Origin of the sequence: Idiomarina sp., from assembly GCF_048265525.1 — a bacterium.
Taxonomy (GTDB): Bacteria; Pseudomonadota; Gammaproteobacteria; order Enterobacterales; family Alteromonadaceae; genus Idiomarina.
In genome coordinates this window covers 357,593-378,178 of record NZ_JBLXBI010000001.1, presented here as the reverse complement: position 1 = coordinate 378,178, position 20,586 = coordinate 357,593, and the positions used below count along the sequence as shown (strand labels likewise).

The window sequence follows — 20,586 nt, the reverse complement described above, 5'->3', positions numbered from 1 at the left end:
TAGACCAACGTAGGGACGGTTTGATGGTTAAATTTCCATCAAATCCGCTTCTTTTGCTTTCAGAGCTTCATCAATTTGCTTCACGAATTTATCGGTCAGTTTTTGAATCTCTTCTTCAGCATTACGTTCTTCGTCTTCAGTAATTTCTTTCTCTTTCAGCAGATCTTTAATATCGCCATTAGCATCGCGACGAATATTACGTACCGCAATACGTCCATTCTCAGCTTCGGCACGAACAATTTTAACTAAGTCGCGACGACGCTCTTCTGTCAACGGAGGTAATGGAATACGAATAACTGCGCCTGCTGAGGCCGGATTCAGACCTAAATCAGAATTAATAATGGCTTTTTCAACTGCCGCTGAAGCTGACTTATCAAACACTGTCAGAGCCAGAGTTCTGGAGTCTTCCGTGGTGATATTAGCTAACTGCTTAAGAGGCGTGTCAGTACCGTAATAGTTCACCATGACACTGTCCAGTATGCTTGGATGAGCACGGCCTGTACGCACTTTTGACATTTGACTGCGCAGCGACTCAACACTTTTTTCCATGCGATCTTTAGCGTCTTCTATAGTTTCTTTTATCACTGTCTTATACCCTTTTATTCAATAACTGCGTTTACTCTGCGTTCTTGCTGATAAGTGTACCTTCTTCTTCACCCATTATCACGGCTCGTAAGGCACCCGGCTTATTCATATTAAACACCCGGATAGGCAAAGCGTGATCACGCGCCAGAGTAAATGCCGCTAAATCCATTACTTTTAACTGTTTTTCCAGTATATCATCGTAATTAATGTGCTTATACAAAGTAGCATCCGGGTTACTCACCGGGTCATCAGAATATACTCCGTCAACCTTGGTTCCCTTAAGTACGACTTCAGCTTCAATTTCGATACCGCGCAAACAAGCGGCAGAATCTGTAGTAAAGAACGGATTACCGGTTCCTGCAGAAAATATCACTACACGTCCTGATTTTAGCAAACTGATGGCTTCTGCCCAGTTGTAACTGTCACAAACACCGGTCAATTCAATAGCTGACATTAAACGTGCGTTAACAAAGGCACGGTGTAAAGCGTCACGCATAGCCAGGCCGTTCATTACGGTTGCCAACATGCCCATGTGGTCGCCCACAACACGATTCATACCCGCTTTTGCTAAGCCTTCTCCGCGGAATAAGTTACCGCCCCCAATGACTAAACCAACCTGAACCCCAAGTTCAACTAATTCTTTAATTTCCTGCGCCATACGATCAAGTACTTTGGCGTCAATACCAAATGGCTCATCTCCCATAAGGGCTTCACCACTGAGTTTTAACAATATGCGTCGATAACTGGGTTTCGGATGGGTGCTCATCATTGCCTCTACTCTTTCCTTTAGTTTAAAAAAAACCGCGTCCTGAACGCTCAAGACGCGGTTTATAATTTTCTATTTCATGGGGCTGGTCGAGACCACGCTATTAGCCTTTACTCGCTGCCGCCACTTGTGCCTGAACTTCAGAAGCAAAATCTTCTTCTTTACGTTCAATACCTTCACCCACTTCAAAGCGAACGAAAGTAACAACATCAGCACCAGCTTTCTTCAGTAACTCACCAACAGTCATTGATGGATCTTTAACGAAAGGCTGACCTGTCAGGCTGATTTCGCCGGTAAACTTACGCATACGGCCTTCAACCATTTTTTCAGCAATTTCTTTCGGCTTACCGCTTTGCATTGCGATATCAACCTGAATAGAACGCTCTTTTTCTACAACTTCAGCTGCAACGTCTTCAGGCTTAACGAACTGCGGGCTGCTTGCTGCAACGTGCATGCACAGGTCGCGAGCCAGATCTTCGTCACCGCCGGTTAAAGCAACCGCAACACCAATTCGGGCACCGTGAGTATAAGTCGCAACAACGTCGCCAGCTTCAAGAGTTTGAACACGACGAACGTTCATGTTCTCACCAATTTTAGCCACTAAGTCTTCGCGAGTTTTCTCTACAGTCTGACCATCGATGTCAGTTGTTTTTAATGCTTCAACGTCATTTTCTTTATTAGCAAATGCTGCGTTGATAACTTTATCGCCGAATGCAAGGAAGCTGTCATCGCGAGCAACAAAGTCGGTTTCACAGTTCAGTTCAACCAAAGTCGCCTGGTTACCTTCAGATTTCACTACGATAACGCCTTCAGCCGCAACACGGCCTGCTTTTTTAGCTGCTTTTGCCTGACCGCTTTTACGCATCAGTTCAATTGCCGCTTCCATATCACCGTCGACTTCCTGCAATGCTTTTTTGCAGTCCATCATGCCAGCGCCTGTGCGCTCGCGCAGTTCTTTAACTAGAGCTGCTGTAATAGCCATGATTCTATTCCTCGATTATTCAGTTGCTTCGACGAAATCGTCTGAGTCTTTCGCTTCAACTTGCGCTGTACGTGCTTCTTTTACCGCTTCAGCAGCAGTGTTCAAGTATAATTGAACCGCACGGATTGCGTCATCGTTACCTGGAACAATGTAGTCCACACCGTCAGGGTTAGAGTTTGTATCCACAACAGAAACAACTGGAATGCCCAGGTTATTTGCTTCTTTAATAGAGATGTGTTCGTGGTCAGCGTCGATAACAAACAGAACGTCAGGTAAACCGCCCATGTTTTTGATACCGCCTAAGCCTTTCTCCAGCTTTTCCATTTCACGAGTATTAACCAAAGCTTCTTTCTTGGTCAGTTTCTCGAAAGTACCGTCCTGGCTCATTGTTTCAAGGTCTTTTAAACGCTTGATTGATTGACGAACTGTTTTCCAGTTAGTCAACATGCCGCCTAACCAACGGTGGTTTACATAGTACTGACCACAGTTAATGGCTGCTTCTTTAACCGCTTCAGCTGCTGCGCGCTTAGTACCAACAAACAGGATTTTACCTTTGTTAGAAGCAACGTGCTGCATATAGCTCAACGCGTCGTTGAACATAGGCACAGTTTTTTCGAGGTTAATGATATGAATTTTGTTACGAGCACCAAAAATGTAAGGTTTCATTTTTGGGTTCCAGAAACGAGTTTGGTGACCGAAGTGGACACCCGCTTTCAGCATGTCACGCATTGACACGTTAGCCATAATATTTTCCTTTTTAGGGGGTTAAGCCTCCATACATCCCATAAGCCGACCTGTTCTTGGACAAGCACCCCGCCTTATGTGTCGATGTATGTGTGGATTATAATTTACATACAAGTGTACTTTGTTGGCATAAGGCCAAAAAAGCGTGCGTTTTATACCATAAAGCCAAGCCCTGCACAACAAAAAACCTTCGCTAACTTCTGCTTTGACCCACCTCAAAGATAGCGAATTTTATCAGTCACTGTTAAACTGTCGGCTTTTCCAGCAGTCATGGACAGGAAGAGAATGACCATCTCAATTAAGACACCCGAAGAAATCGAAAAAATGCGCGCCGCAGGCAAGCTCGCCGCCAGTGTGCTTGAAATGATTGGTGAGTACGTCAAACCCGGCGTAACCACGGAAGAACTGGATGATATCTGCCATAAGTACATTACGGATCATAACGCCTATCCAGCACCATTAAACTATCACGGTTTCCCTAAATCGATATGTACTTCGGTTAACCATTGTGTCTGTCACGGTATTCCTGGCCCGAAAAAACTGAAAGACGGCGATATCATGAATATTGACGTTACCGTTAAACTGGATGGTTACCATGGCGACACTTCGAAAATGTTTGTTGTTGGTAAACCTTCAATAATGGCCGAGCGGTTAATTAAGGTAACTCAGGAATCGCTTTATAAAGCCATAGAAATGGTTAAGCCGGGTATCAAGCTGGGTGACTTTGCTGAAGTTATTCAGAAACACGCCGAGGGTCATGGCTACTCTATTGTTCGTGAGTATTGCGGTCACGGTATTGGCTCCGTATTCCATGAAGATCCACAAATTCTGCATTACGGCGAGGCTGGTACCGGCGAAGAGCTGAAAGCCGGTATGTGTTTCACTATTGAGCCTATGGTAAATGTGGGTAAGCGTCATACTAAACTGATGAAGGACGGCTGGACCGTACTGACTAAAGACCGCAGTTTAAGTGCACAATGGGAACATACATTATTAGTTACCGATAACGGTGTTGAAGTACTGACACTGCGCAGTGATGAGTCAGACTTAGCGCGAGTTATCGAGCACAGCTAACGCATTTGCAGGGGGAGCCTATGGCTAACGTTCAAGAAGATAAAGACTTTCACGGGCGCTGGCCTGACCGAACCCTGCAACCTTGCCTAAAAGACTACAAAGCGCTTTTAGAAAGTTACCAAAACTGGTCTGCAGCACGTTTTGTCACCGCCGATATCGATGAGCTGGTTCATCACCGTGCGACCTTCTTTGACCAGTTAATTAGCCAATTGTGGCAGCAATTTCAGCTTGAAGACGAGCCAGCAAGTATCTTAGCTGTGGGTGGCTATGGTCGTGAGACTCTGCACCCGGGTTCAGATATCGACCTGCTCATTTTAGTGGGTCCGGAAAATGCTGAAGCCGAAGCTAAGTTGTCTGAAAAGCTCGGACAGTTTGTTACCTTTTTATGGGACCTGCACCTGGATATCGGCCATTCGGTACGTACTATCGAAGACTGCTTCGCTCAGTCAGAAAACGATATCACGATAGCCACAAACCTTATTGAAAGCCGATACCTCTCAGGGGCTGAGTCGCTTTACAATGAATTTCATCAACAGTTGTTAAATGACTTCCCCTGGTCAAGCCGGGATTTCTATCAAGCCAAGCTGGATGAACAAAAGCAGCGCCACCAGCAATATCACAGTACATCTTATAACCTGGAGCCGAATATTAAATCGAGCCCCGGTGGGCTACGTGATATCCAGACCGTAGGCTGGATTGCTAAACGTCATTTCCGTACTCACTCAGATGAAAACCTGGTTGAATACGGTTATATGACAGCCGATGAATTCGTTGAACTGCGTGACTGCATGAACTGGCTATGGCGCATACGCTTTGCCCTTCATCTGGAAGCAGGTAAACGCGAAGACCGCTTACTCTTTGACTTTCAGCCAGGCGTTGCTGTTCGCCTAGGCTACGGTAATGACGGTAAGGCATCCGTTGAAACCATGATGAAAGATTACTTTAAAGTGGTTTTACGTGTAAGCGAGCTTAACCAGATGCTTCTGCAGTTTTTTCATCAGGCAATATTAGGAACACAGGACTTACAACACGCTGAACATATTAGCGATGACTTTGCGGTTGCGAATAAACTGTTAACGGCACGACATGACAATGTATTCGATAATCACTGCAATATTATCCGCGCTTTTGTCTGCATTGCAGAACATCCGCAAATACAGGGCATACATTCAAATACCATACGTTTACTCAGAAATGCCCGAGCCCAATTAAGCGAACCGCTAAGCCATGACCCAGAATGCCGGGACTTATTCAATCAGTTGATTCAGCACCCCAGAGGCTGTGGTTTGTCCTTTGCACTGATGCATCACCACAGTGTGCTGGCAAGCTACCTATCGCAGTGGCAACAGATTGTCGGACAAATGCAGTTTGACCTTTTTCACGCCTACACAGTGGATGAACACACCTTTCGCTTAGTAAGAAATTTGTACCGCTTTAGCGACGAGGATTATCAGGATCAGTTTCCGCTGTGCGAAAAGCTGGTTGCGCAAATGGATCGCCGCTATTGCCTGTATCTGGCGGGTATCTTCCATGACATAGCTAAAGGTCGCGGCGGCGATCACTCAGAGCTTGGCGAAATGGATGCGCGTAATTTTTGCCACCAACACGGTTACAGTGAAGAAGACGCAGAGCTAGTGGCCTGGCTGGTGCGGCACCATTTAACCATGTCGGTTACCGCGCAAAAGCGGGACATTCATGATCCCGAAGTCATCCAGGACTTTGCGAATCAAGTTTCTACGCTCGAGCGGTTAGACTACCTTTACTGTCTTACGGTGGCAGATATTCGGGCAACGAACCAGTCGCTGTGGAACAACTGGAAAGCAACTTTACTGGAAGAGCTTTATAACGCCACTTCTTACTTACTGCAGCAGGACAGTAATAAGCCTACCCTGGATATTCGCCAAAAAATTAATGAAAATAAAGCCAGTGCAATGGCCTTACTACTAAGCGCAGGCTTTGAAAAAGCAGAAATTCTGGCGTTATGGGGGCGTTTTACCGCGGATTATTTCTTCCGCCATACGGCAGAGCAAATCAGCTGGCATTCACAGCATATTCTGAACCTGCCAAGCGAGCAATTGCCGCTCATTCTCATTGGAGACGAAAACAACTACGGCACAACTGAGTTGTTTATCTACCACCACGAAGAGGGTCATTTATTTGCCTCGGTTGCCGGCGTTCTGGACAGCCAGCAACTCAACATTCTGGATGCACAAATTCTGGCTACCCGCGACGGCTTTGTTATGGATACCTTTGTGGTACTACAGCGAGACGGCAAACCGCTAACAGAGCCTCATCGTATTGAAGAGGTAAAACAACAATTGCTGGATGTCCTGCATAAACGGATACCCGTTCCCAGCACTAAACGGCCATTATCGCGTCGCATGAAGAACTTTTCGGTGGCAACTGAGGTCACTTTTATACCCAGTAAACACCACGGCCGTACCACCTTCGAGCTGGTAACACTGGACAGGCCGGGGCTTATTGCTAAACTTGCCGCTATTTTGCAGCAACAGAACGTTATCCTGCTGGCGGCGAAAATCACCACCATAGGCGAGCAGGCAGAAGATTTATTTATTGTCACTACCGAGCAACAAACCGCTCTTAGCGACAAACAGAAAAAAACATTGAAAGCAAAAATTATCAAAGACCTGGAGTTTTAAATTCTTATCATGGAAAACATAAAACAGCGCATCATTGATGCATTTGAACAACGTGATCAAATCAATGCCCGAACCGAAAACGACGACCTGCGCGAAGCCGTACGTTACGTTATCGATGAAATTGATCGTGGCGAATTACGGGTTGCGGAAAAAGTTTCCGGTGAATGGGTTGTTCATCAATGGCTTAAGAAAGCGGTTCTTTTGTCATTTCGCTTAAACGACAACGACCTGATTGAAGGCGGAGAAACCCGTTTCTGGGACAAAGTGCCGGCCAAATTTGCTGACTATGACAGTGCCCGTTTCCGTGCCGAAGGCATGCGGGTTGTACCACCCGCGATGGTTCGTAAAGGTGCCTTTATCGGCCGCAATGTTGTCGTAATGCCATCGTACGTCAATATTGGTGCTTACGTTGGTGAAGGCACTATGGTGGATACCTGGGCTACCGTAGGTTCTTGTGCGCAAATTGGAAAAAATGTTCACTTATCAGGCGGTGTTGGTATCGGTGGGGTTTTAGAACCATTGCAGGCTAATCCGACTATTATTGAAGATAACTGTTTTATCGGTGCGCGCTCAGAGATTGTAGAAGGCGTTATTGTTGAAGAAGGCGCGGTGATTTCCATGGGTGTTTACATTGGCCAGAGCACCCGCATTTATGACCGCGAAAATGACCGCATTCTTTATGGTCGCATACCTTCAGGTTCCGTTGTCGTACCCGGTTCCTTGCCTTCCGCAAACGGAACGCACAGTCTTTACGCTGCTATCATTGTTAAACGGGTTGATGCTAAAACTCGTGCCAAAGTGGGTATCAATGCCCTGCTACGCAGCGCGGAATAACTTTTACTTAAGAAATGGCTGGTGAAACTCTTCCGGCAGTGGTGTTTCCAGGTTTATGGATTCGCCACTGACCGGATGTTTAAAGCTAAGCCCAGTCGCTGCCAGTAATAAACGATGGCAATTAAAGTGCTCGCGAAAAAAGTTATTATGCCGTCCATCACCATGGTTAGTATCACCGACAATGGGGTGCCGAATGTGTGCCATGTGCCGACGTAACTGGTGCTTACGACCCGTTTCCGGTTGCATCTGAACCAATGAGTAGCGCGTGGTGTCATGTTTTTTACTGACTTTATAAGGCAGCTCAATCTGCTTTAAACACTGATAATGCGTTACCGCAGGCTGCTTATCTTTATCCGGATCCGCGTCTTTATCAGCAAGCTTATCCAGTTCTTCTTTCAGTGCGTAATCGATAGTGCCGTTTTCTGGTACGTAACCTCTTACCACAGCGTGGTAAGTTTTGCTCACTTCGCGCGCGGTCAGTTGCTCTGTCATGGTACGGGCGACATCACTGTTTAAGCCAAAGATCAACAAACCGGATGTCGGGCGATCTAAACGATGAACAGGGTAAACGTGGCAGCCAAGTTGATTACGCAGCATTTGCATTGCAAACTCACGGGCACCGCTTGCTATACGGCTTCGGTGAACCAATAAACCACTGGGCTTATTAATAACGGCAAGGTGTTCATCCAGGTAAACAAGATCTAACTGACTCACCGTTAGACATCTTCCTGCAAGGGGTCAGTTCCGCTGAGCAACACATCAAATTCACGTATCAGTGCAATAAGCTGTTCGTATTGTTCCAGCTCGCTGCGGTATATATGCGCAGCCATGGGGCTAACGGCAATCCCCTCAGGCAGAGGGCGCTTGCTATCCACTAACGCCCACATTCGGGGAAGCATAATAAATTGCAGCCACTGGTGAAATTCCAGCGTGTCGACAGCAAAAGGCTGCTGACTCTCCAACGCCTGCACCGGCGGGTGGTGAGACTGCCATAAGCCAAGACTGTTCAGTTCACGCTCTATTCTATCCAGCAATCGAGCGGCTTTCTGATACTGCTCCATATCAGACTCCGTTACCACATCATTGTATAAACCGATATAATGGCGCCATAGTGATTTAATACGCCTTAAAATTCAAGCAAAAAGGGAGCGCCTGTGTCAGCACCGACCATCACCACCTTGGGTGAGTTTTTGCAAGCCGGCCAAGCCGAATACAAAATTTTTGATATTGGCAGATGCCTGACGGAGCTGTCTCAAGAAGAGTTTGCAGCCATTGAGCAACAACAACGTCCGTACCCCTACCCCATAGCGCGGCAGGCTCAATTGGCAATACTGTTCCAGCATAAACAACATGACCAACAGCCTTTTATCTGGTTTTTGCAATTTCCGTTAGACGAGCGCGGACTTTTAAATATAGCCGCACGTAATCAGTACCTGGAATATGTGGTCAATGCATTGGGCCACGAAATTACCGGAGAAATGACCGAGGAGCAGCAGAAACAACTGCAGCAAAATCCGTATTTATTAACGCCGAATGAGCAACAACGCGCAGCTTTGCATGCCCGGGTTCAGCGCCAGCAAAAATTGTCGCCGTCTATACATTTTGAAACGGCAGAAGCGTATTTGAGGCAACCTGAAAGCGGCATAGACTGGCAACAAATGGGCTTGCAGGGGTTACATGACTGCGCTGCCCGGTTAGAGCAATTGCCGGAACTGAGCAAAGCCATAGCAACGCATTTCTCTCATTATCCGAGTGCTGTGCGCCAGCCGTTGGCGGTTGCGCTTGAGCAACAAAGCCTGACTCCACCGGTAAGAGACGTTCTTCTGCAGAACCTCGAGAACAGTAATGCTCAACTGTGCACTGACAGTTTGCGCGCGCTGGCCTCCGCTTCAGCTCATCCTCGGGTACAAAAAGCAATAAACAAGCTGGTTCCAAATGCCAATGCCGATCAGCTCGTTGTTATTGCTGCGCGTTTATGGCCGGTGCTTTGCGAAGAACCAAATTTGTTGCGCTACTTAGACGCCATAGCAGAGCTTGATAATTCACTGTTTGATGCCTTATTCCAGGATATTATTGCCCTGCCGGGCATACGTCCGTTACTGTTATCCATTATTGCTCAACAAAAACAGTCTGTGGCGGTTAATGAAGCATTAAACCGACTAAAACAACAGACTCAGGGAAGCTAATGAATTTACTCGATGTCATTGTTTTACTGGCGCTGGCAACGGCAATATGGGTGTTCTGGCAACACCGCCAACAGTCAGAAAGTGCGCAAAAACATGCGGTATTTTACTGTAAGCAGCAAGGGCTTCAGTTTTTGGATATTCGTCGCGAGGAGACACGTTGGTCATTTAAAGGCAGTCAACCAGGCTGGCGTAGTACTTTTAAAATGGGCTTTAGCAGCGACGGCGAAACTCGTTATGAAGGCGACTTAACCCTTCATAACCAGCGTTTGGTCGGCGTTGAATTACCGCCGTTTAGAATTCCCGCTTAATAACCGGACCCAAGCGTCTTTATACATAACCCAGTCACCCATTAAACTGTACAAAGGATATTGAAAAGTGGCTGGTTTATTTTTTTCAAAAATAAAGTGGCCGAGCCAGGCGAAGCCATAACCAATAATCGGCACGGCTAACAACCACCAATAATTTGCACTAACTAGCGCATAAAAAAGTACAACTAAAACCAAAGTGCTCCCAATATAGTGCAGCACCCGGCAGCGCTTATCGCTGTGCTCCTGTAAATAATAAGGATAAAACTCCTTAAAACTGGAATAACTCATTTTGCTCAGCCTTGCTGCCGTTCATAGAACAGGACTTCACCGGGCAGCTTTTCAACTTCTATCTGAGCTTGTATGCGATAGCCGCGCTTTTTAAAGAAAGCCTGATAATCCGAACGAGTGACGTAAACCGCTATCCCTTGTGATTCCGGGTCTTCTTCGAAAACCGCTTTGGCAGCTTCAACGAGTAAGTGCCCCACGCCCTGCGACTGATATTGTGGTGCTACCGCAATAAATGCCAGCATATGGTAAGGCACATCCGGCATCGCTTCCTGAATTAAGCGTTCCTTTTCAAGCACCTGCTTAGTACTCAAAAAACCAGCCGTTAATAACATGCTTATTCGCCAGTGCCAGAAACGCCCCGGGCCAAAACTTTTGCCAGGACGGGTAAGACACGCGACACCCAATAATGTGCCACCGTCTCTAATACCAATAATAGGTTGTCCGCTTTCCCAGAAAGCGTTCAAGTCTTCCCGGATAGCCGCCCGTAAACGCTTATCGTAGTCAGGCTTGTCCGACCGGAAAATCTTTTGCAGCAACTCATCATCGTAATAAGTCTTAAACAAAAGCGAGGCCGCTAATTTCAGATCTTCAGCAACAAGATAAACCAGCTCGCCCTGAACATGCTCACTGCTGTTTTCACCTGCGTCATCAATTTCGCTTTCCATTTTTTCCGTCAGACCCTGCATACTGAATAGCCAATTGTTAGTTTTTCATAACACCAACTTAACCATTTTTCGGAATTCTGTCGAGAGTCATTTATCCGCTGTTCCGGCAAGACTGTCATCAAGAGTTTTTATCAGTCTCAACTTGAGGCTGACAATTCTCAAGCCAGTCAGCCAATGAGTCAGACAGAACTTCGTGTTGTTCCTTACCTACCCATTCAAGTCCAACCGAACCACTTTGGTTATCTATGGTTACCAACAAGCCGTCATCCTCGCTACCTAAACCAATAAAGACCGTTTCAGGCTGTTTTAAACGACGCTTCATTAAAATGTGACCAGTAATATTCTCTAATAAACGTTCACCATCTTCTGCACTCTGCGTCTGTAGCAAGCTAATTGGATGCCCTTGATAATCAAGAGCAAGATCTCCTGCATACCAGCGGCCAAACAAAGTTTTAATACTCTGATGGAAACTCATTTCCAGAGCACTCTCAAGATCATCAAAGTTTAACGCTTCGGGTTGCCGGCACGGCGTCCATTCAACCGTATTCTCATCAATAACAGTTCCATAAATTGGACTATTCCACTCTTCCACGTACTCTGTATAGCGCACAGGAACATCTTCCTGGTAGCGCGCCATTAGTGCATCGATTGATTCTTCTAACGTCTTCATCTGGTACTTACACCTAAGAAAATTTACAATACAGCCATTGTACTTACGGAGCGACTTAAATGCCAAAGAAGGACGCACTAGACCACTTATCTCTGGGTCAGCACACCGACTACCCGAATGAATATGACCCGAAGCAGCTGCAACCAGTACCCCGCTCACTGAATCGGGAACCTATAGGGCTTAACGAAAAACTACCTTTTTCGGGTGTGGATTTATGGACCGGTTATGAAATTTCCTGGCTAAATGCAAACGGACTGCCACAGGTTGCGGTAGGTTATTTTGTAGTGCCTGCCGAAAGTCCTAACCTGGTCGAATCCAAGTCGTTTAAGCTTTATTTAAACAGCTTCAATGACTCGCGTTTTGACACATGGGAGGAGGTGCAACAACTGATGGAAACCGACCTGTCCTCTTGTGCCGGTGCCCCGGTTAAAGTCAAACTGGAACATTTATCTGAGCTGGAAGGTGAATCCGTAGCGACTTTCCCGGGTCATTGCATCGACCATCAGGATATTAGTATTTCGCATTACGACTATCAGCCGTCACTACTTGCTACAGAACAAAATGAAACAGAAGAAGAGCTACACAGTCATCTGTTAAAATCGAACTGTCTGATAACCAATCAACCCGACTGGGGTTCAGTTTACATTCATTATCAGGGACCGAAGTTGAATCGCGCTGCGCTGCTGGCTTATCTGGTGTCGTTCAGACGCCATAACGAATTCCACGAGCAATGCGTTGAGCGCATTTATCAGGACTTGAAAGCACTAGGAATGAAGAAGTTGACGGTTTATGCCCGTTACACTCGTCGTGGCGGCCTGGACATAAACCCATTTCGTTCAGACTTCGAGCCAGCGCTGCAAATGCAACGCATGGCCCGACAATAACTAATTAAGCGTTAGGGTGCGGAATTTGTAACCATTGCAGGAAACGAGCTTTCTGTTCAGCAGTAGGCTCGTCTAATGGTTCTATTTTCGCGTCAGTTGCAGGAGTTGGTTGCACCGTTAAGGTCTTCTTGTGCAACTGGTCGCGACGGAAGAATGTCACTTCAATAGAATCACCCGCTTGATATTCAGCAAAAGCTTCTTTAAAGCGACCATCAACAACAGTGTGTCCGTCATAAGCAACAATGACATCACCCGGGGTAAAGCCCGCTTCCCAGGCGGGGCTGCCTTTACTAACCCGGGTCAGTTCCATGCCGCCACTGGCTTCATTGGCACTCCAGCCAGCCCAGGCTTTTTCAACGCTGTCTTCGTCCTGCTCATACACCAGCTCTAATCCAACTTGCTCCAGCATACTTTCAAACGGAATATCTGCCGCCGGGCTTTGAACATTTTCCTGCCACCAGTCCTGCCAGGATTTACCTGTTAAGTCTTTCAAAATGGCTAACACATCGGCCGAAGTGAAGCCCTGCTCGTCAGCATCGAAGCGCTCATACAACTCATTATGCACGTCACGATAGCTAACTTCCCCATCGGTTGTTTTCAACAACTCGCTGTCCAGCATCCAGGAAACCAACGCTCCCTCAGAATAAATATTGACGGAATCGTTGTGCGCACGGTCTCCATATTGATCAATCCAGGCTTCGAAAGAGGCTTCTGCCACTGACATAACCTCCCGACCCGGCTTTGAACGATAGCGATCAATACCCGTTGCTACCCGTTCAAAATACTCAGACGGCTCCATAATATCCGCCTGTAATAACAAATGATTCTGGAAGTAGCTGGTTGAACCTTCCGCAATCCAGAATAAATCGGTGTAGTTCTCTTTTTGATAATCGTATGGAACCAGCCCGTCGGGGCGATAAGCTTTCACGTTCCAGGTATGCACAAATTCGTGCGACGCTGTCGACATAAACGACAAGTAATCATCGCGACTGGCAAAGCTGTATCTGGGTCGCTGGATAATAGTTGAGTTTTTGTGTTCAGTTGCACCACCAGCCCCGGTTGTCGCGTGGATCATGAAAACGTAGCGCTCAAATGGATAGCTGCTCCAAATCGAGTCACCGGTGGCCACTAGCTTTTGTAAGTCTTCGACCGTTTTTTCCGCATCGTAGTTACCCTCACCCCAGAATACGACTTCATAATCGCGGGCATCCTGAGTGAATTCATAGTGTTTGCTAATGCCTGTTTCTATTGGCGAGTCAACTAAGACATCCCAGTTTGCAGCCGAAAACTGGTGCGCACCGTCTCTGTCCATACCTGAATAACTCTTCCACTCGCCCGGGACATCCAGAGAAACTGACACAGTTTCATCACGCCAGGCGTCTGCATACATAAAAACAGCGGATGCATCTAAATAGGCATGGCTGTCATCAATATGACGGCTGCGGCGCCCAAGTTGATTCGCGTAAATTTCGTAATCTACAGTCACTTCGCCGCTGTTTTCAGGTAAGTAAACTCGCCAGGTGCTTTTATCAATTTTCTCCCAGCGAAGTTCTTCGCCATTACTCTGAACTTCAAAATCACGAACGCCATTGGCCAAATTTAAAATGCGATAATAACCTGTTCTCCAGGCTGGCATCTTTACATCCAGAAACTTAGCATCACTGGCCGGGAAGGTTATCGACACTTCGCCTTTGTGGTGTTCTGGTTGCGTTAAATCAATTTTATAATCAGTATTTGCCAATACAATGGAAGGTGCCAACATAACACCAACAGCTAATAAGCTCTTGCGCACAGTTTATCTCCGTTAGTTTCGCTTTATTTGTTAGTTAACTTGTTCAAAGACTACCACAATTCACCAATAGTAAATAAATTCAGATAGGTTAGACTTTATGGGATTATTTTTCGTATTATGCGTATTGACTTCAACATTTGGTAGGTGAGCATTGGCTATACCAGAAACGCCGCAAGAACAGGTTCAACACCTTAGCAAGAAGCTACGGCAGAGCATCCAGTCGCGTAAGCAGATAGAAGACGACTATCAACGCGACTCGCAACGCTACTCAAACTTTGTGAATGACCTTTGTCTGGCATTAAATGGTGTTGACAGTGAGTTAGACGGTTTACTACATAAATTACGTGGTCACCTGCAGCAAAATGCATCCGCTGCAGTCTTAGAGCCCATGATGCAACAGGTGGGTGAGGTGATTTCTCAGCATACTGTTCGCATGCAAACTCTGCTGAAAGAAACCAACGAAAGCATTCATCTGGCATTACAGTCCATTAAGCCGCGCGATAGCAGTGGCAGAAGCCAACTACAAAAAGTAGCAAATGAGTTTGAGCAACCAACAATGACGGTTTCTCATTATTTGCCATTGGTTAATCAATTACTGGCACTATCCTACCAGCAACAAGGTACTCAGACAGAAACTCAAGTAACCCAATATCAAAGTCAATTGGTTGATTTACTAAGTGAAGTCGAGTTTCTGGGAAGTGCCGCTGACACCTTGCAGCAAGTGAAAGTAGCTTTACAAAAGCCGCAAACCATCGAAACCTTGTTAGTTATCACCCTAAAAGTTATGCGGTTGGTATTTAACAATATTAACGATGAACGCCGCTCAGCACAGTTGTTTCTGCAACAATTAAATGCTTCTTTAGAATCTGTTCAGAGTGTATTAGGTAAAACCATAAATCATTCTGCGGACTTTGCTGATCAGCGACTGCATCTGAACCAACAACTAAAAAGTGGCGTTTCCGAGATAAAGGCTTGCGTCACTGACGCGTATGAACTGAACGATTTAAAAGAGTCAGTCGGTTTGCAGTTGCACCGTTTAGGTGAAACCTTGAATCAGCACCTCAAGTTGCATGACGAAGAACGTCAAAGTTTCCACAGCAACACACAGGCCATGGAGCAGAAACTTCGTGAAACCGAAGAGCAGGTTTTACACTATAAGCAGGAGCTGGCTAAACAAAAGTTCCGCAGCTTACAGGACAACCTGACCAAACTGCCTAACCGCTCTGCTTTTGATGAACGACTGAATCTCGAATTTCAGCGCTGGGTTAACGATGAAATCCGGCTCAGCATAGCGATTATCGACGTGGATCATTTTAAGAATATTAATGATAGCTTCGGCCACATTGCCGGCGACAAAACCTTACAAGTTATCGCAGGGACTCTAAGCAAATCATTACGGGACTCAGGCTTTGTTTGTCGCTATGGTGGTGAGGAGTTTGCTATTATATTCTGTTCGGATGAGCAAGATGCTTACCAACATATAGAGAATACGCGGGAGAAAGTAGCGAATATCCCGTTTAAATTCAAAAACGAAGACATACGTATTACTATTTCTGCGGGAATAGCACAATTTAAAAACAATGAAGATACACCGCTGGCGGTTTTTGAAAGAGCCGATAAGGCGCTCTATGAAGCGAAAAATAGTGGGCGCAATAAAGTCATCACAGCAAAATAGAAATCAAAGCTGATGAGCGCCGCCGGCCCAAGGATGACGCCGAGTCATCGTTATTACAGGAGTATGAAAAAATAATGAGAGCAAGTATTTCTCCAAGAGGCACCATGTCTCTTTTGTCACAACTGGAAATAGAACGTTTAAAGCAATCCTCAAACAGCCAACTGTATAAATTATTTCGCAACTGCTGTCTCGCGGTTCTAAATGCCGGAAGTAATACCGACAGCAGCGCTGAAATTTACGATAAGTATAAAGACTTCGCCGTTAATATTATCCGCAAGGAGCGCGGTATTAAAATTGAGTTGATTGAACCACCAGCAGAAGCTTTTGTTGATGGCGAACTCATTGTCGGTATTCGTGAATTACTGGAATCGGTATTGCGCGATATTCTCTTTACCGGAGAGCGCTACTCAGAAGAAGAACTGAAAGACGCTGACAGCGCTACCCTAACCCACGTGGTGTTCGATATTTTACGCAACGCCCGTACTATTCAGGCCATGCAAGAGCCCGACATGGTAGTTTGCTGGGGCGGTCACTCGATTAACGAAGCTGAGTACAAATATACTAAAGAAGTGGGTTATCAGTTGGGTTTACGTGGCTTAAATATCTGTACCGGCTGTGGTCCGGGTGCAATGAAAGGCCCGATGAAAGGCGCGACTATTGGTCATGCTAAACAGCGTATTAGTGGTGGTCGCTACTTAGGTCTTACTGAGCCTGGCATTATTGCTGCCGAGCCACCTAACCCTATTGTTAACGAACTGGTTATTTTGCCCGATATTGAAAAACGCCTGGAAGCTTTCGTTCGCTGTGCGCACGGTATTGTTATTTTCCCGGGTGGCGCTGGTACCGCTGAAGAGCTGTTATATCTTCTTGGCATACTGATGCACCCGAAAAACCAACAACAAAGCTTACCGGTTATATTGACAGGCCCTGAAGCGTCTAAAGATTACTTTGATGCGCTGGATACCTTTATTGTTGAAACTCTGGGTGAAGAGGCTCGAGGCTTTTACCGTATTATTATTGCTGACCCCTCAGGTGTTGCGCAGCACATGCACGCAGGCATGGCAGCAGTAAAACAATACCGCCGTGATTCTGGTGACGCTTACTACTTTAACTGGACCTTGTTTATTGATGAAAACTTCCAGCGGCCGTTCTACCCGACTCACGAGAATGTTGCGTCACTGAACCTGCACCCGGAACAGCCTAAAGAACAGTTAGCAGCGGACTTACGCCGTGCGTTCTCAGCTATTGTTGCCGGGAATGTGAAAGATGGCGGCATTCGCCAAATTCGGGAAAAAGGCGTATTTACCATTCACGGTGAAAAAGAGTTAATGAAACGACTGGACGTATTGTTAAGAGCATTCGTCGAACAAGGACGTATGAAATTGCCAGGTTCGGTGTATCATCCTTGTTATAAGGTTGTTACTGACTGAAGGATTTATGAAAAATAAAGTCTTTGTCATACTCGCCATTGGCGCTGTTTCTTATCTAGCCATAGTAGGAGCAGTGCTGATGCTTTATCAGGCTGATCCTGCTGATTTACAGTGGCAGGAACGAGAGACCTACAACGCCAGACAAATTGGCCAGTTGGATCTCGGTATGTCCAAAGACAGTGTTATTCGTATTTTAGGCTCACCCGATATCAACGAAGCGAAAGCGTCATCTGAAGGTGACATGCAAGTTCTGTTTTATCGGACTCATCACGTGACTTCTGACGGAATAACGACTAAAGACGAATGTACCCCTTTGGTTTTTCGCGATAATAAACTTATCGCCTGGGGCAACGACTCTTATCGTGACTATCAGAATTATCAGAGGCGAGAATGAGAGAGCTGACTGAGTGTTGTGAAAAAGCGGCAAGTTTACTGAAACAACACGACGTTCGTCAGCTTTATCGTCTGGTTCAGTTTATTGATGAAGAGTATCAGCAAAACCGCTGGCCTGAATTGCTTCCCCTATACGCTCAGCAATACGCTCCTGCGGATAATCAGATAATAAGTGAGTTGCTCGCGGTTTGTGTGAACGCGCTGCATTGTGGTTACCAATGGTCTTTGCACTCACATTATCGCCGGATTCTGGCCGCTGCTTGTGTTAGTGAAAAGCTTAACCCCGACCCTGCCCACTGGAAGCAGCTGCATTTAAGACAGCCGCTGTGGCTTTCTGCTTTAGAGTCTTTAACGCTAAAATCTGCTGACATTGTCGTTTTTCGCTATTGGGTTAACGCCTTAACTCAGGTTCAGCTGCAACGCTGTGAGCCTACTCAAGCTTTTTTCCCCTTATTGAACAGCGAATTCCGCTATCGCTTCTGGACGCTGTTAAATCAGCAGGATGCGCTTCCGGTAAGACTAACCGGTCAGAAGTTCTCACATCATAAGAACCAGCAGACCGCAGTACTTTTAGGTTTTGAAGGAAAGCACCAGATTCTGGCCCTATTACATAAGCTGGACAGCCCATTTTATGTCAGCCCGGACGAGGCACAGAATTGGGACGTTAACGACAAGCCTCTAACTCAGGAACAGATCAACGCTCTGGCCCAGCACCAATTGCTAAAACACGAGCAAAAAAGTGCAACACAACAAACGCCCAGACAACTGTTACGGGCAATAAACCGTTACGCCAATGCCAGTGGCGCCTTAAACGCAGTAATTCAGCAAATTAACCAACTGCCTTTTTTAGCCAGCAGTCTTCATGCTGCCGTGCATCAGAGCGAACGCATTGGCTACAGCGAAGCCAGCCGTATGGACTTGAAACAGTCTTATTTATGGCTAGGCTCTAAACGATCTTCAGTTATTCTTGCTACTGCTTTTTTACAGCACCAATTTTCATTAAATACAATTCCTCTGCATAACGCATTAATGCAAAAGCTCGGCTTACTGACCACAACCCTACAGCACTTATCGACAGAAACCGGGGTTAGCCTGCCAACCCCGGCACCACTACTTGCCCTACTTTCAGGCTCCGATCTTTTTCGTCACCCGGAGCTGCTTAAATCTGCAAAGTGGCCTCGTCCGCGCGAAATAGAGCACTGCTACAGTACAAGTTGGGTAGGCTCTGCACTGGATATCAGTGACTTTCGTCGCAGTCGGCAATTAGTTAAACGCTGGCAATTGCCCCCGGCTACCGAGAATTTATTAAACCCGGATAAAGCCGAAGCCAGCAAATTAAGTGCGCTATTTTTCTTAGCTCATTATTTAACGCTAAGCACTTATTACCCTGATGTGTTGTTAAGCAGTTCAGTAAAATCGATGCTAAAGTCTTACTGTCAGCAACTGCAAATAAACAGTGAGCAACTGACCCGAATTAAAGCTAAATCGGCTTTTGAAAGTCACTGTTACTCACCGTTATAACCTACATTCACTGGCTGAATAATGCTTTGCTAGTCAGTATTAGCGCGGCAATGGTAGAATTACCATTCCTGTTTTTGTTGTAACACGGTTTAAAGGAATCAATTCATGAGTAGAACTATCACAGTAATTCCAGGGGACGGCATCGGTCCGGATATTGTCGAGTCTGCAACAGCCATTCTTGATAAAGCAGGTTGTGACTTTGAATATGAATACGTCGACGCTGGTTTAACTGCTTTGGAAAAAACCGGAGAGTTATTACCTCAGAATACTCTTGATGCGATTGAACGTAACGGTGTTACATTAAAAGGTCCACTGACCACTCCGGTTGGCGAAGGCTTCACCTCTATTAATGTCAGCCTGCGTAAACATTTTTCGTTATACGCTAACGTACGCCCTGTTTTGTCTTTTACTGGCACACAAGCGCGCTACGAAAACATTGATATTATTACCATTCGTGAAAATACCGAAGGTATGTATTCCGGCTTAGGCCAGAAAGTGTCTGAAGACGGTAATGAAGCCGAAGCAGTAAGCAAAATTACCCGCGAAGGCGCTGAGCGCATTGTTCGTTTCGCCTATGAAACCGCACGCCGCGAAGGCCGTAAGAAAGTCACCGCGGTGCATAAAGCCAATATTCTGAAGTCCACTTCCGGATTATTCCTAAAAGTAGCGCGTGAAATTGCTGAAGAGTACCCAGACATTGAATCGACAGAAATGATTGTTGATGCGGCCTGCATGCGCTTGGTTATGAACCCGGAAGAGTTTGACGTTATTGTTACCACCAACCTGTTTGGCGATATTCTGTCAGACCTGTGCGCAGGTTTGGTCGGCGGCTTAGGTATGGCACCCGGCGCTAACATTGGTAAAGACTGCGCCATTTTCGAAGCTGTACACGGCTCAGCCCCGGATATTGCTGGGAAAAACCTGGCAAACCCAACCTCGGTTATCTTAGCGTCAATTCAGATGCTGGAATACTTAGGCATGCAAGAGCAAGCCGAAAAAATCACCAAAGCACTAGAAGATGTTATTTCCAGTGGCGACCGCACCACTCGTGATTTAGGCGGTTCGCACGGTACCACTGACTTTACTCAGGCAGTTATTGAGCGGCTTTAAAGCAAGCGGCATAGCCATG

At 46.1% G+C, this 20,586-nt stretch carries 21 protein-coding genes; 11 read left to right on the top strand and 10 right to left on the bottom strand.

Annotated features, from left to right (window positions below):
- Nucleotides 1-27: 27 nt before the first annotated feature.
- The 4 genes from frr to rpsB all read right to left on the bottom strand — a co-directional run bounded on the left by frr (nucleotide 28) and on the right by rpsB (nucleotide 3,077).
- Entirely contained in the window at nucleotides 28-585 is a 558-nt protein-coding gene (gene frr / locus ACN0TF_RS01805) for a ribosome recycling factor (protein ID WP_011234093.1), read from the bottom strand.
- A 31-nt stretch (nucleotides 586-616) separates the two neighbouring features.
- Entirely contained in the window at nucleotides 617-1,351 is a 735-nt protein-coding gene (gene pyrH, locus ACN0TF_RS01800; protein WP_016341299.1) for a UMP kinase, read from the bottom strand.
- Nucleotides 1,352-1,454: 103 nt separating this feature from the next.
- Nucleotides 1,455-2,333 carry a translation elongation factor Ts gene (tsf, locus tag ACN0TF_RS01795; RefSeq protein WP_417440519.1) on the bottom strand — a complete coding sequence of 293 codons (879 nt, stop codon included), beginning with the start codon at nucleotides 2,331-2,333 and terminating at the stop codon, nucleotides 1,455-1,457.
- 15 nt (nucleotides 2,334-2,348) lie between these two features.
- Complete coding sequence (rpsB, locus tag ACN0TF_RS01790; RefSeq protein ID WP_011234096.1) at nucleotides 2,349-3,077, bottom strand: 30S ribosomal protein S2; 729 nt, start codon at nucleotides 3,075-3,077, stop codon at nucleotides 2,349-2,351.
- A gap of 285 nt (nucleotides 3,078-3,362) precedes the next feature.
- Between rpsB and map the strand changes: the two genes are divergently transcribed.
- The 3 genes from map to dapD are packed head-to-tail and all read left to right on the top strand — an operon-like array spanning nucleotide 3,363 to nucleotide 7,645.
- Nucleotides 3,363-4,151 carry a type I methionyl aminopeptidase gene (gene map / locus ACN0TF_RS01785; RefSeq protein ID WP_417440518.1) on the top strand — a complete coding sequence of 263 codons (789 nt, stop codon included), beginning with the start codon at nucleotides 3,363-3,365 and terminating at the stop codon, nucleotides 4,149-4,151.
- A gap of 20 nt (nucleotides 4,152-4,171) precedes the next feature.
- Complete coding sequence (gene glnD, locus ACN0TF_RS01780) at nucleotides 4,172-6,811, top strand: [protein-PII] uridylyltransferase (protein WP_417440517.1); 2,640 nt, start codon at nucleotides 4,172-4,174, stop codon at nucleotides 6,809-6,811.
- A gap of 9 nt (nucleotides 6,812-6,820) precedes the next feature.
- On the top strand, nucleotides 6,821-7,645 hold the full coding sequence (gene dapD / locus ACN0TF_RS01775) for a 2,3,4,5-tetrahydropyridine-2,6-dicarboxylate N-succinyltransferase (protein ID WP_417440516.1): 825 nt from the start codon (nucleotides 6,821-6,823) through the stop codon (nucleotides 7,643-7,645).
- A 3-nt stretch (nucleotides 7,646-7,648) separates the two neighbouring features.
- Here the strand turns inward: dapD and truC are convergent, their stop codons facing one another.
- Nucleotides 7,649-8,359 (bottom strand): tRNA pseudouridine(65) synthase TruC, encoded by a 711-nt coding sequence (gene truC, locus ACN0TF_RS01770; RefSeq protein WP_417440515.1) that lies wholly within the window; start codon nucleotides 8,357-8,359, stop codon nucleotides 7,649-7,651.
- Nucleotides 8,360-8,361: 2 nt separating this feature from the next.
- Entirely contained in the window at nucleotides 8,362-8,706 is a 345-nt protein-coding gene (locus ACN0TF_RS01765) for a YqcC family protein (protein ID WP_011234101.1), read from the bottom strand.
- Nucleotides 8,707-8,799: 93 nt separating this feature from the next.
- Between ACN0TF_RS01765 and ACN0TF_RS01760 the strand changes: the two genes are divergently transcribed.
- Nucleotides 8,800-9,831: a DUF3549 family protein gene (locus ACN0TF_RS01760; protein ID WP_417440514.1), complete on the top strand. Its 1,032-nt coding sequence runs from the start codon at nucleotides 8,800-8,802 to the stop codon at nucleotides 9,829-9,831.
- The gene (locus tag ACN0TF_RS01755) at nucleotides 9,831-10,139 is read left to right on the top strand and encodes a DUF3301 domain-containing protein (protein ID WP_417440513.1); all 309 of its coding nucleotides are present in this window, start codon (nucleotides 9,831-9,833) and stop codon (nucleotides 10,137-10,139) included. Before ACN0TF_RS01760 ends, ACN0TF_RS01755 begins: the two co-directional genes overlap by 1 nt.
- Here ACN0TF_RS01755 and ACN0TF_RS01750 read toward each other — a convergent pair.
- From ACN0TF_RS01750 to syd, 3 genes are all read right to left on the bottom strand, one after another.
- A complete protein-coding gene (locus ACN0TF_RS01750; RefSeq protein WP_417440512.1) occupies nucleotides 10,113-10,427 on the bottom strand; it encodes an Mpo1-like protein in 315 nt (104 codons plus the stop codon). The genes ACN0TF_RS01755 and ACN0TF_RS01750 overlap by 27 nt on opposite strands.
- 5 nt (nucleotides 10,428-10,432) lie before the next feature.
- Nucleotides 10,433-11,113, bottom strand: a complete 681-nt coding sequence (locus tag ACN0TF_RS01745; protein ID WP_417440511.1) for a GNAT family N-acetyltransferase — start codon at nucleotides 11,111-11,113, stop codon at nucleotides 10,433-10,435.
- 97 nt (nucleotides 11,114-11,210) lie between these two features.
- Nucleotides 11,211-11,762 (bottom strand): SecY-interacting protein, encoded by a 552-nt coding sequence (gene syd / locus ACN0TF_RS01740; protein ID WP_417440510.1) that lies wholly within the window; start codon nucleotides 11,760-11,762, stop codon nucleotides 11,211-11,213.
- 59 nt (nucleotides 11,763-11,821) lie between these two features.
- Between syd and queF the strand changes: the two genes are divergently transcribed.
- Nucleotides 11,822-12,646 (top strand): NADPH-dependent 7-cyano-7-deazaguanine reductase QueF, encoded by an 825-nt coding sequence (gene queF, locus ACN0TF_RS01735; RefSeq protein ID WP_417440509.1) that lies wholly within the window; start codon nucleotides 11,822-11,824, stop codon nucleotides 12,644-12,646.
- A 4-nt stretch (nucleotides 12,647-12,650) separates the two neighbouring features.
- Here queF and ACN0TF_RS01730 read toward each other — a convergent pair whose 3' ends face one another.
- Nucleotides 12,651-14,438 (bottom strand): M61 family metallopeptidase, encoded by a 1,788-nt coding sequence (locus ACN0TF_RS01730; protein ID WP_417440508.1) that lies wholly within the window; start codon nucleotides 14,436-14,438, stop codon nucleotides 12,651-12,653.
- A 151-nt stretch (nucleotides 14,439-14,589) separates the two neighbouring features.
- Here ACN0TF_RS01730 and ACN0TF_RS01725 point away from each other — a divergent pair, with 151 nt between their 5' ends.
- The 5 genes from ACN0TF_RS01725 to ACN0TF_RS01705 all read left to right on the top strand — a co-directional run bounded on the left by ACN0TF_RS01725 (nucleotide 14,590) and on the right by ACN0TF_RS01705 (nucleotide 20,567).
- Entirely contained in the window at nucleotides 14,590-16,113 is a 1,524-nt protein-coding gene (locus ACN0TF_RS01725; RefSeq protein ID WP_417440507.1) for a GGDEF domain-containing protein, read from the top strand.
- A 74-nt stretch (nucleotides 16,114-16,187) separates the two neighbouring features.
- The gene (ppnN, locus tag ACN0TF_RS01720) at nucleotides 16,188-17,543 is read left to right on the top strand and encodes a nucleotide 5'-monophosphate nucleosidase PpnN (protein WP_417440506.1); all 1,356 of its coding nucleotides are present in this window, start codon (nucleotides 16,188-16,190) and stop codon (nucleotides 17,541-17,543) included.
- 7 nt (nucleotides 17,544-17,550) lie between these two features.
- Nucleotides 17,551-17,937, top strand: coding sequence for a DUF3192 domain-containing protein (locus tag ACN0TF_RS01715; protein WP_034820394.1), 387 nt, complete (start codon nucleotides 17,551-17,553; stop codon nucleotides 17,935-17,937).
- Complete coding sequence (locus tag ACN0TF_RS01710) at nucleotides 17,934-19,457, top strand: hypothetical protein (RefSeq protein ID WP_417440505.1); 1,524 nt, start codon at nucleotides 17,934-17,936, stop codon at nucleotides 19,455-19,457. The genes ACN0TF_RS01715 and ACN0TF_RS01710 overlap by 4 nt, the downstream gene beginning before the upstream one ends.
- A gap of 105 nt (nucleotides 19,458-19,562) precedes the next feature.
- A complete protein-coding gene (locus tag ACN0TF_RS01705; protein WP_011234112.1) occupies nucleotides 19,563-20,567 on the top strand; it encodes an isocitrate dehydrogenase in 1,005 nt (334 codons plus the stop codon).
- Nucleotides 20,568-20,586 lie beyond the last annotated feature (19 nt).

Bases quoted from the DNA above. Each gene is read 5' to 3' on its own strand.
- pyrH (WP_016341299.1), bottom strand. From the start codon at position 1,351: ATGAGCACCCATCCGAAACCCAGTTATCGACGCATATTGTTAAAACTC.
- tsf (WP_417440519.1), bottom strand. From the start codon at position 2,333: ATGGCTATTACAGCAGCTCTAGTTAAAGAACTGCGCGAGCGCACAGGC.
- rpsB (WP_011234096.1), bottom strand. From the start codon at position 3,077: ATGGCTAACGTGTCAATGCGTGACATGCTGAAAGCGGGTGTCCACTTC.
- map (WP_417440518.1), top strand. From the start codon at position 3,363: ATGACCATCTCAATTAAGACACCCGAAGAAATCGAAAAAATGCGCGCC.
- glnD (WP_417440517.1), top strand. From the start codon at position 4,172: ATGGCTAACGTTCAAGAAGATAAAGACTTTCACGGGCGCTGGCCTGAC.
- dapD (WP_417440516.1), top strand. From the start codon at position 6,821: ATGGAAAACATAAAACAGCGCATCATTGATGCATTTGAACAACGTGAT.
- ACN0TF_RS01765 (WP_011234101.1), bottom strand. From the start codon at position 8,706: ATGGAGCAGTATCAGAAAGCCGCTCGATTGCTGGATAGAATAGAGCGT.
- ACN0TF_RS01755 (WP_417440513.1), top strand. From the start codon at position 9,831: ATGAATTTACTCGATGTCATTGTTTTACTGGCGCTGGCAACGGCAATA.
- ACN0TF_RS01750 (WP_417440512.1), bottom strand. From the start codon at position 10,427: ATGAGTTATTCCAGTTTTAAGGAGTTTTATCCTTATTATTTACAGGAG.
- ACN0TF_RS01745 (WP_417440511.1), bottom strand. From the start codon at position 11,113: ATGCAGGGTCTGACGGAAAAAATGGAAAGCGAAATTGATGACGCAGGT.
- syd (WP_417440510.1), bottom strand. From the start codon at position 11,762: ATGAAGACGTTAGAAGAATCAATCGATGCACTAATGGCGCGCTACCAG.
- queF (WP_417440509.1), top strand. From the start codon at position 11,822: ATGCCAAAGAAGGACGCACTAGACCACTTATCTCTGGGTCAGCACACC.
- ppnN (WP_417440506.1), top strand. From the start codon at position 16,188: ATGAGAGCAAGTATTTCTCCAAGAGGCACCATGTCTCTTTTGTCACAA.
- ACN0TF_RS01715 (WP_034820394.1), top strand. From the start codon at position 17,551: ATGAAAAATAAAGTCTTTGTCATACTCGCCATTGGCGCTGTTTCTTAT.
- ACN0TF_RS01710 (WP_417440505.1), top strand. From the start codon at position 17,934: ATGAGAGAGCTGACTGAGTGTTGTGAAAAAGCGGCAAGTTTACTGAAA.
- ACN0TF_RS01705 (WP_011234112.1), top strand. From the start codon at position 19,563: ATGAGTAGAACTATCACAGTAATTCCAGGGGACGGCATCGGTCCGGAT.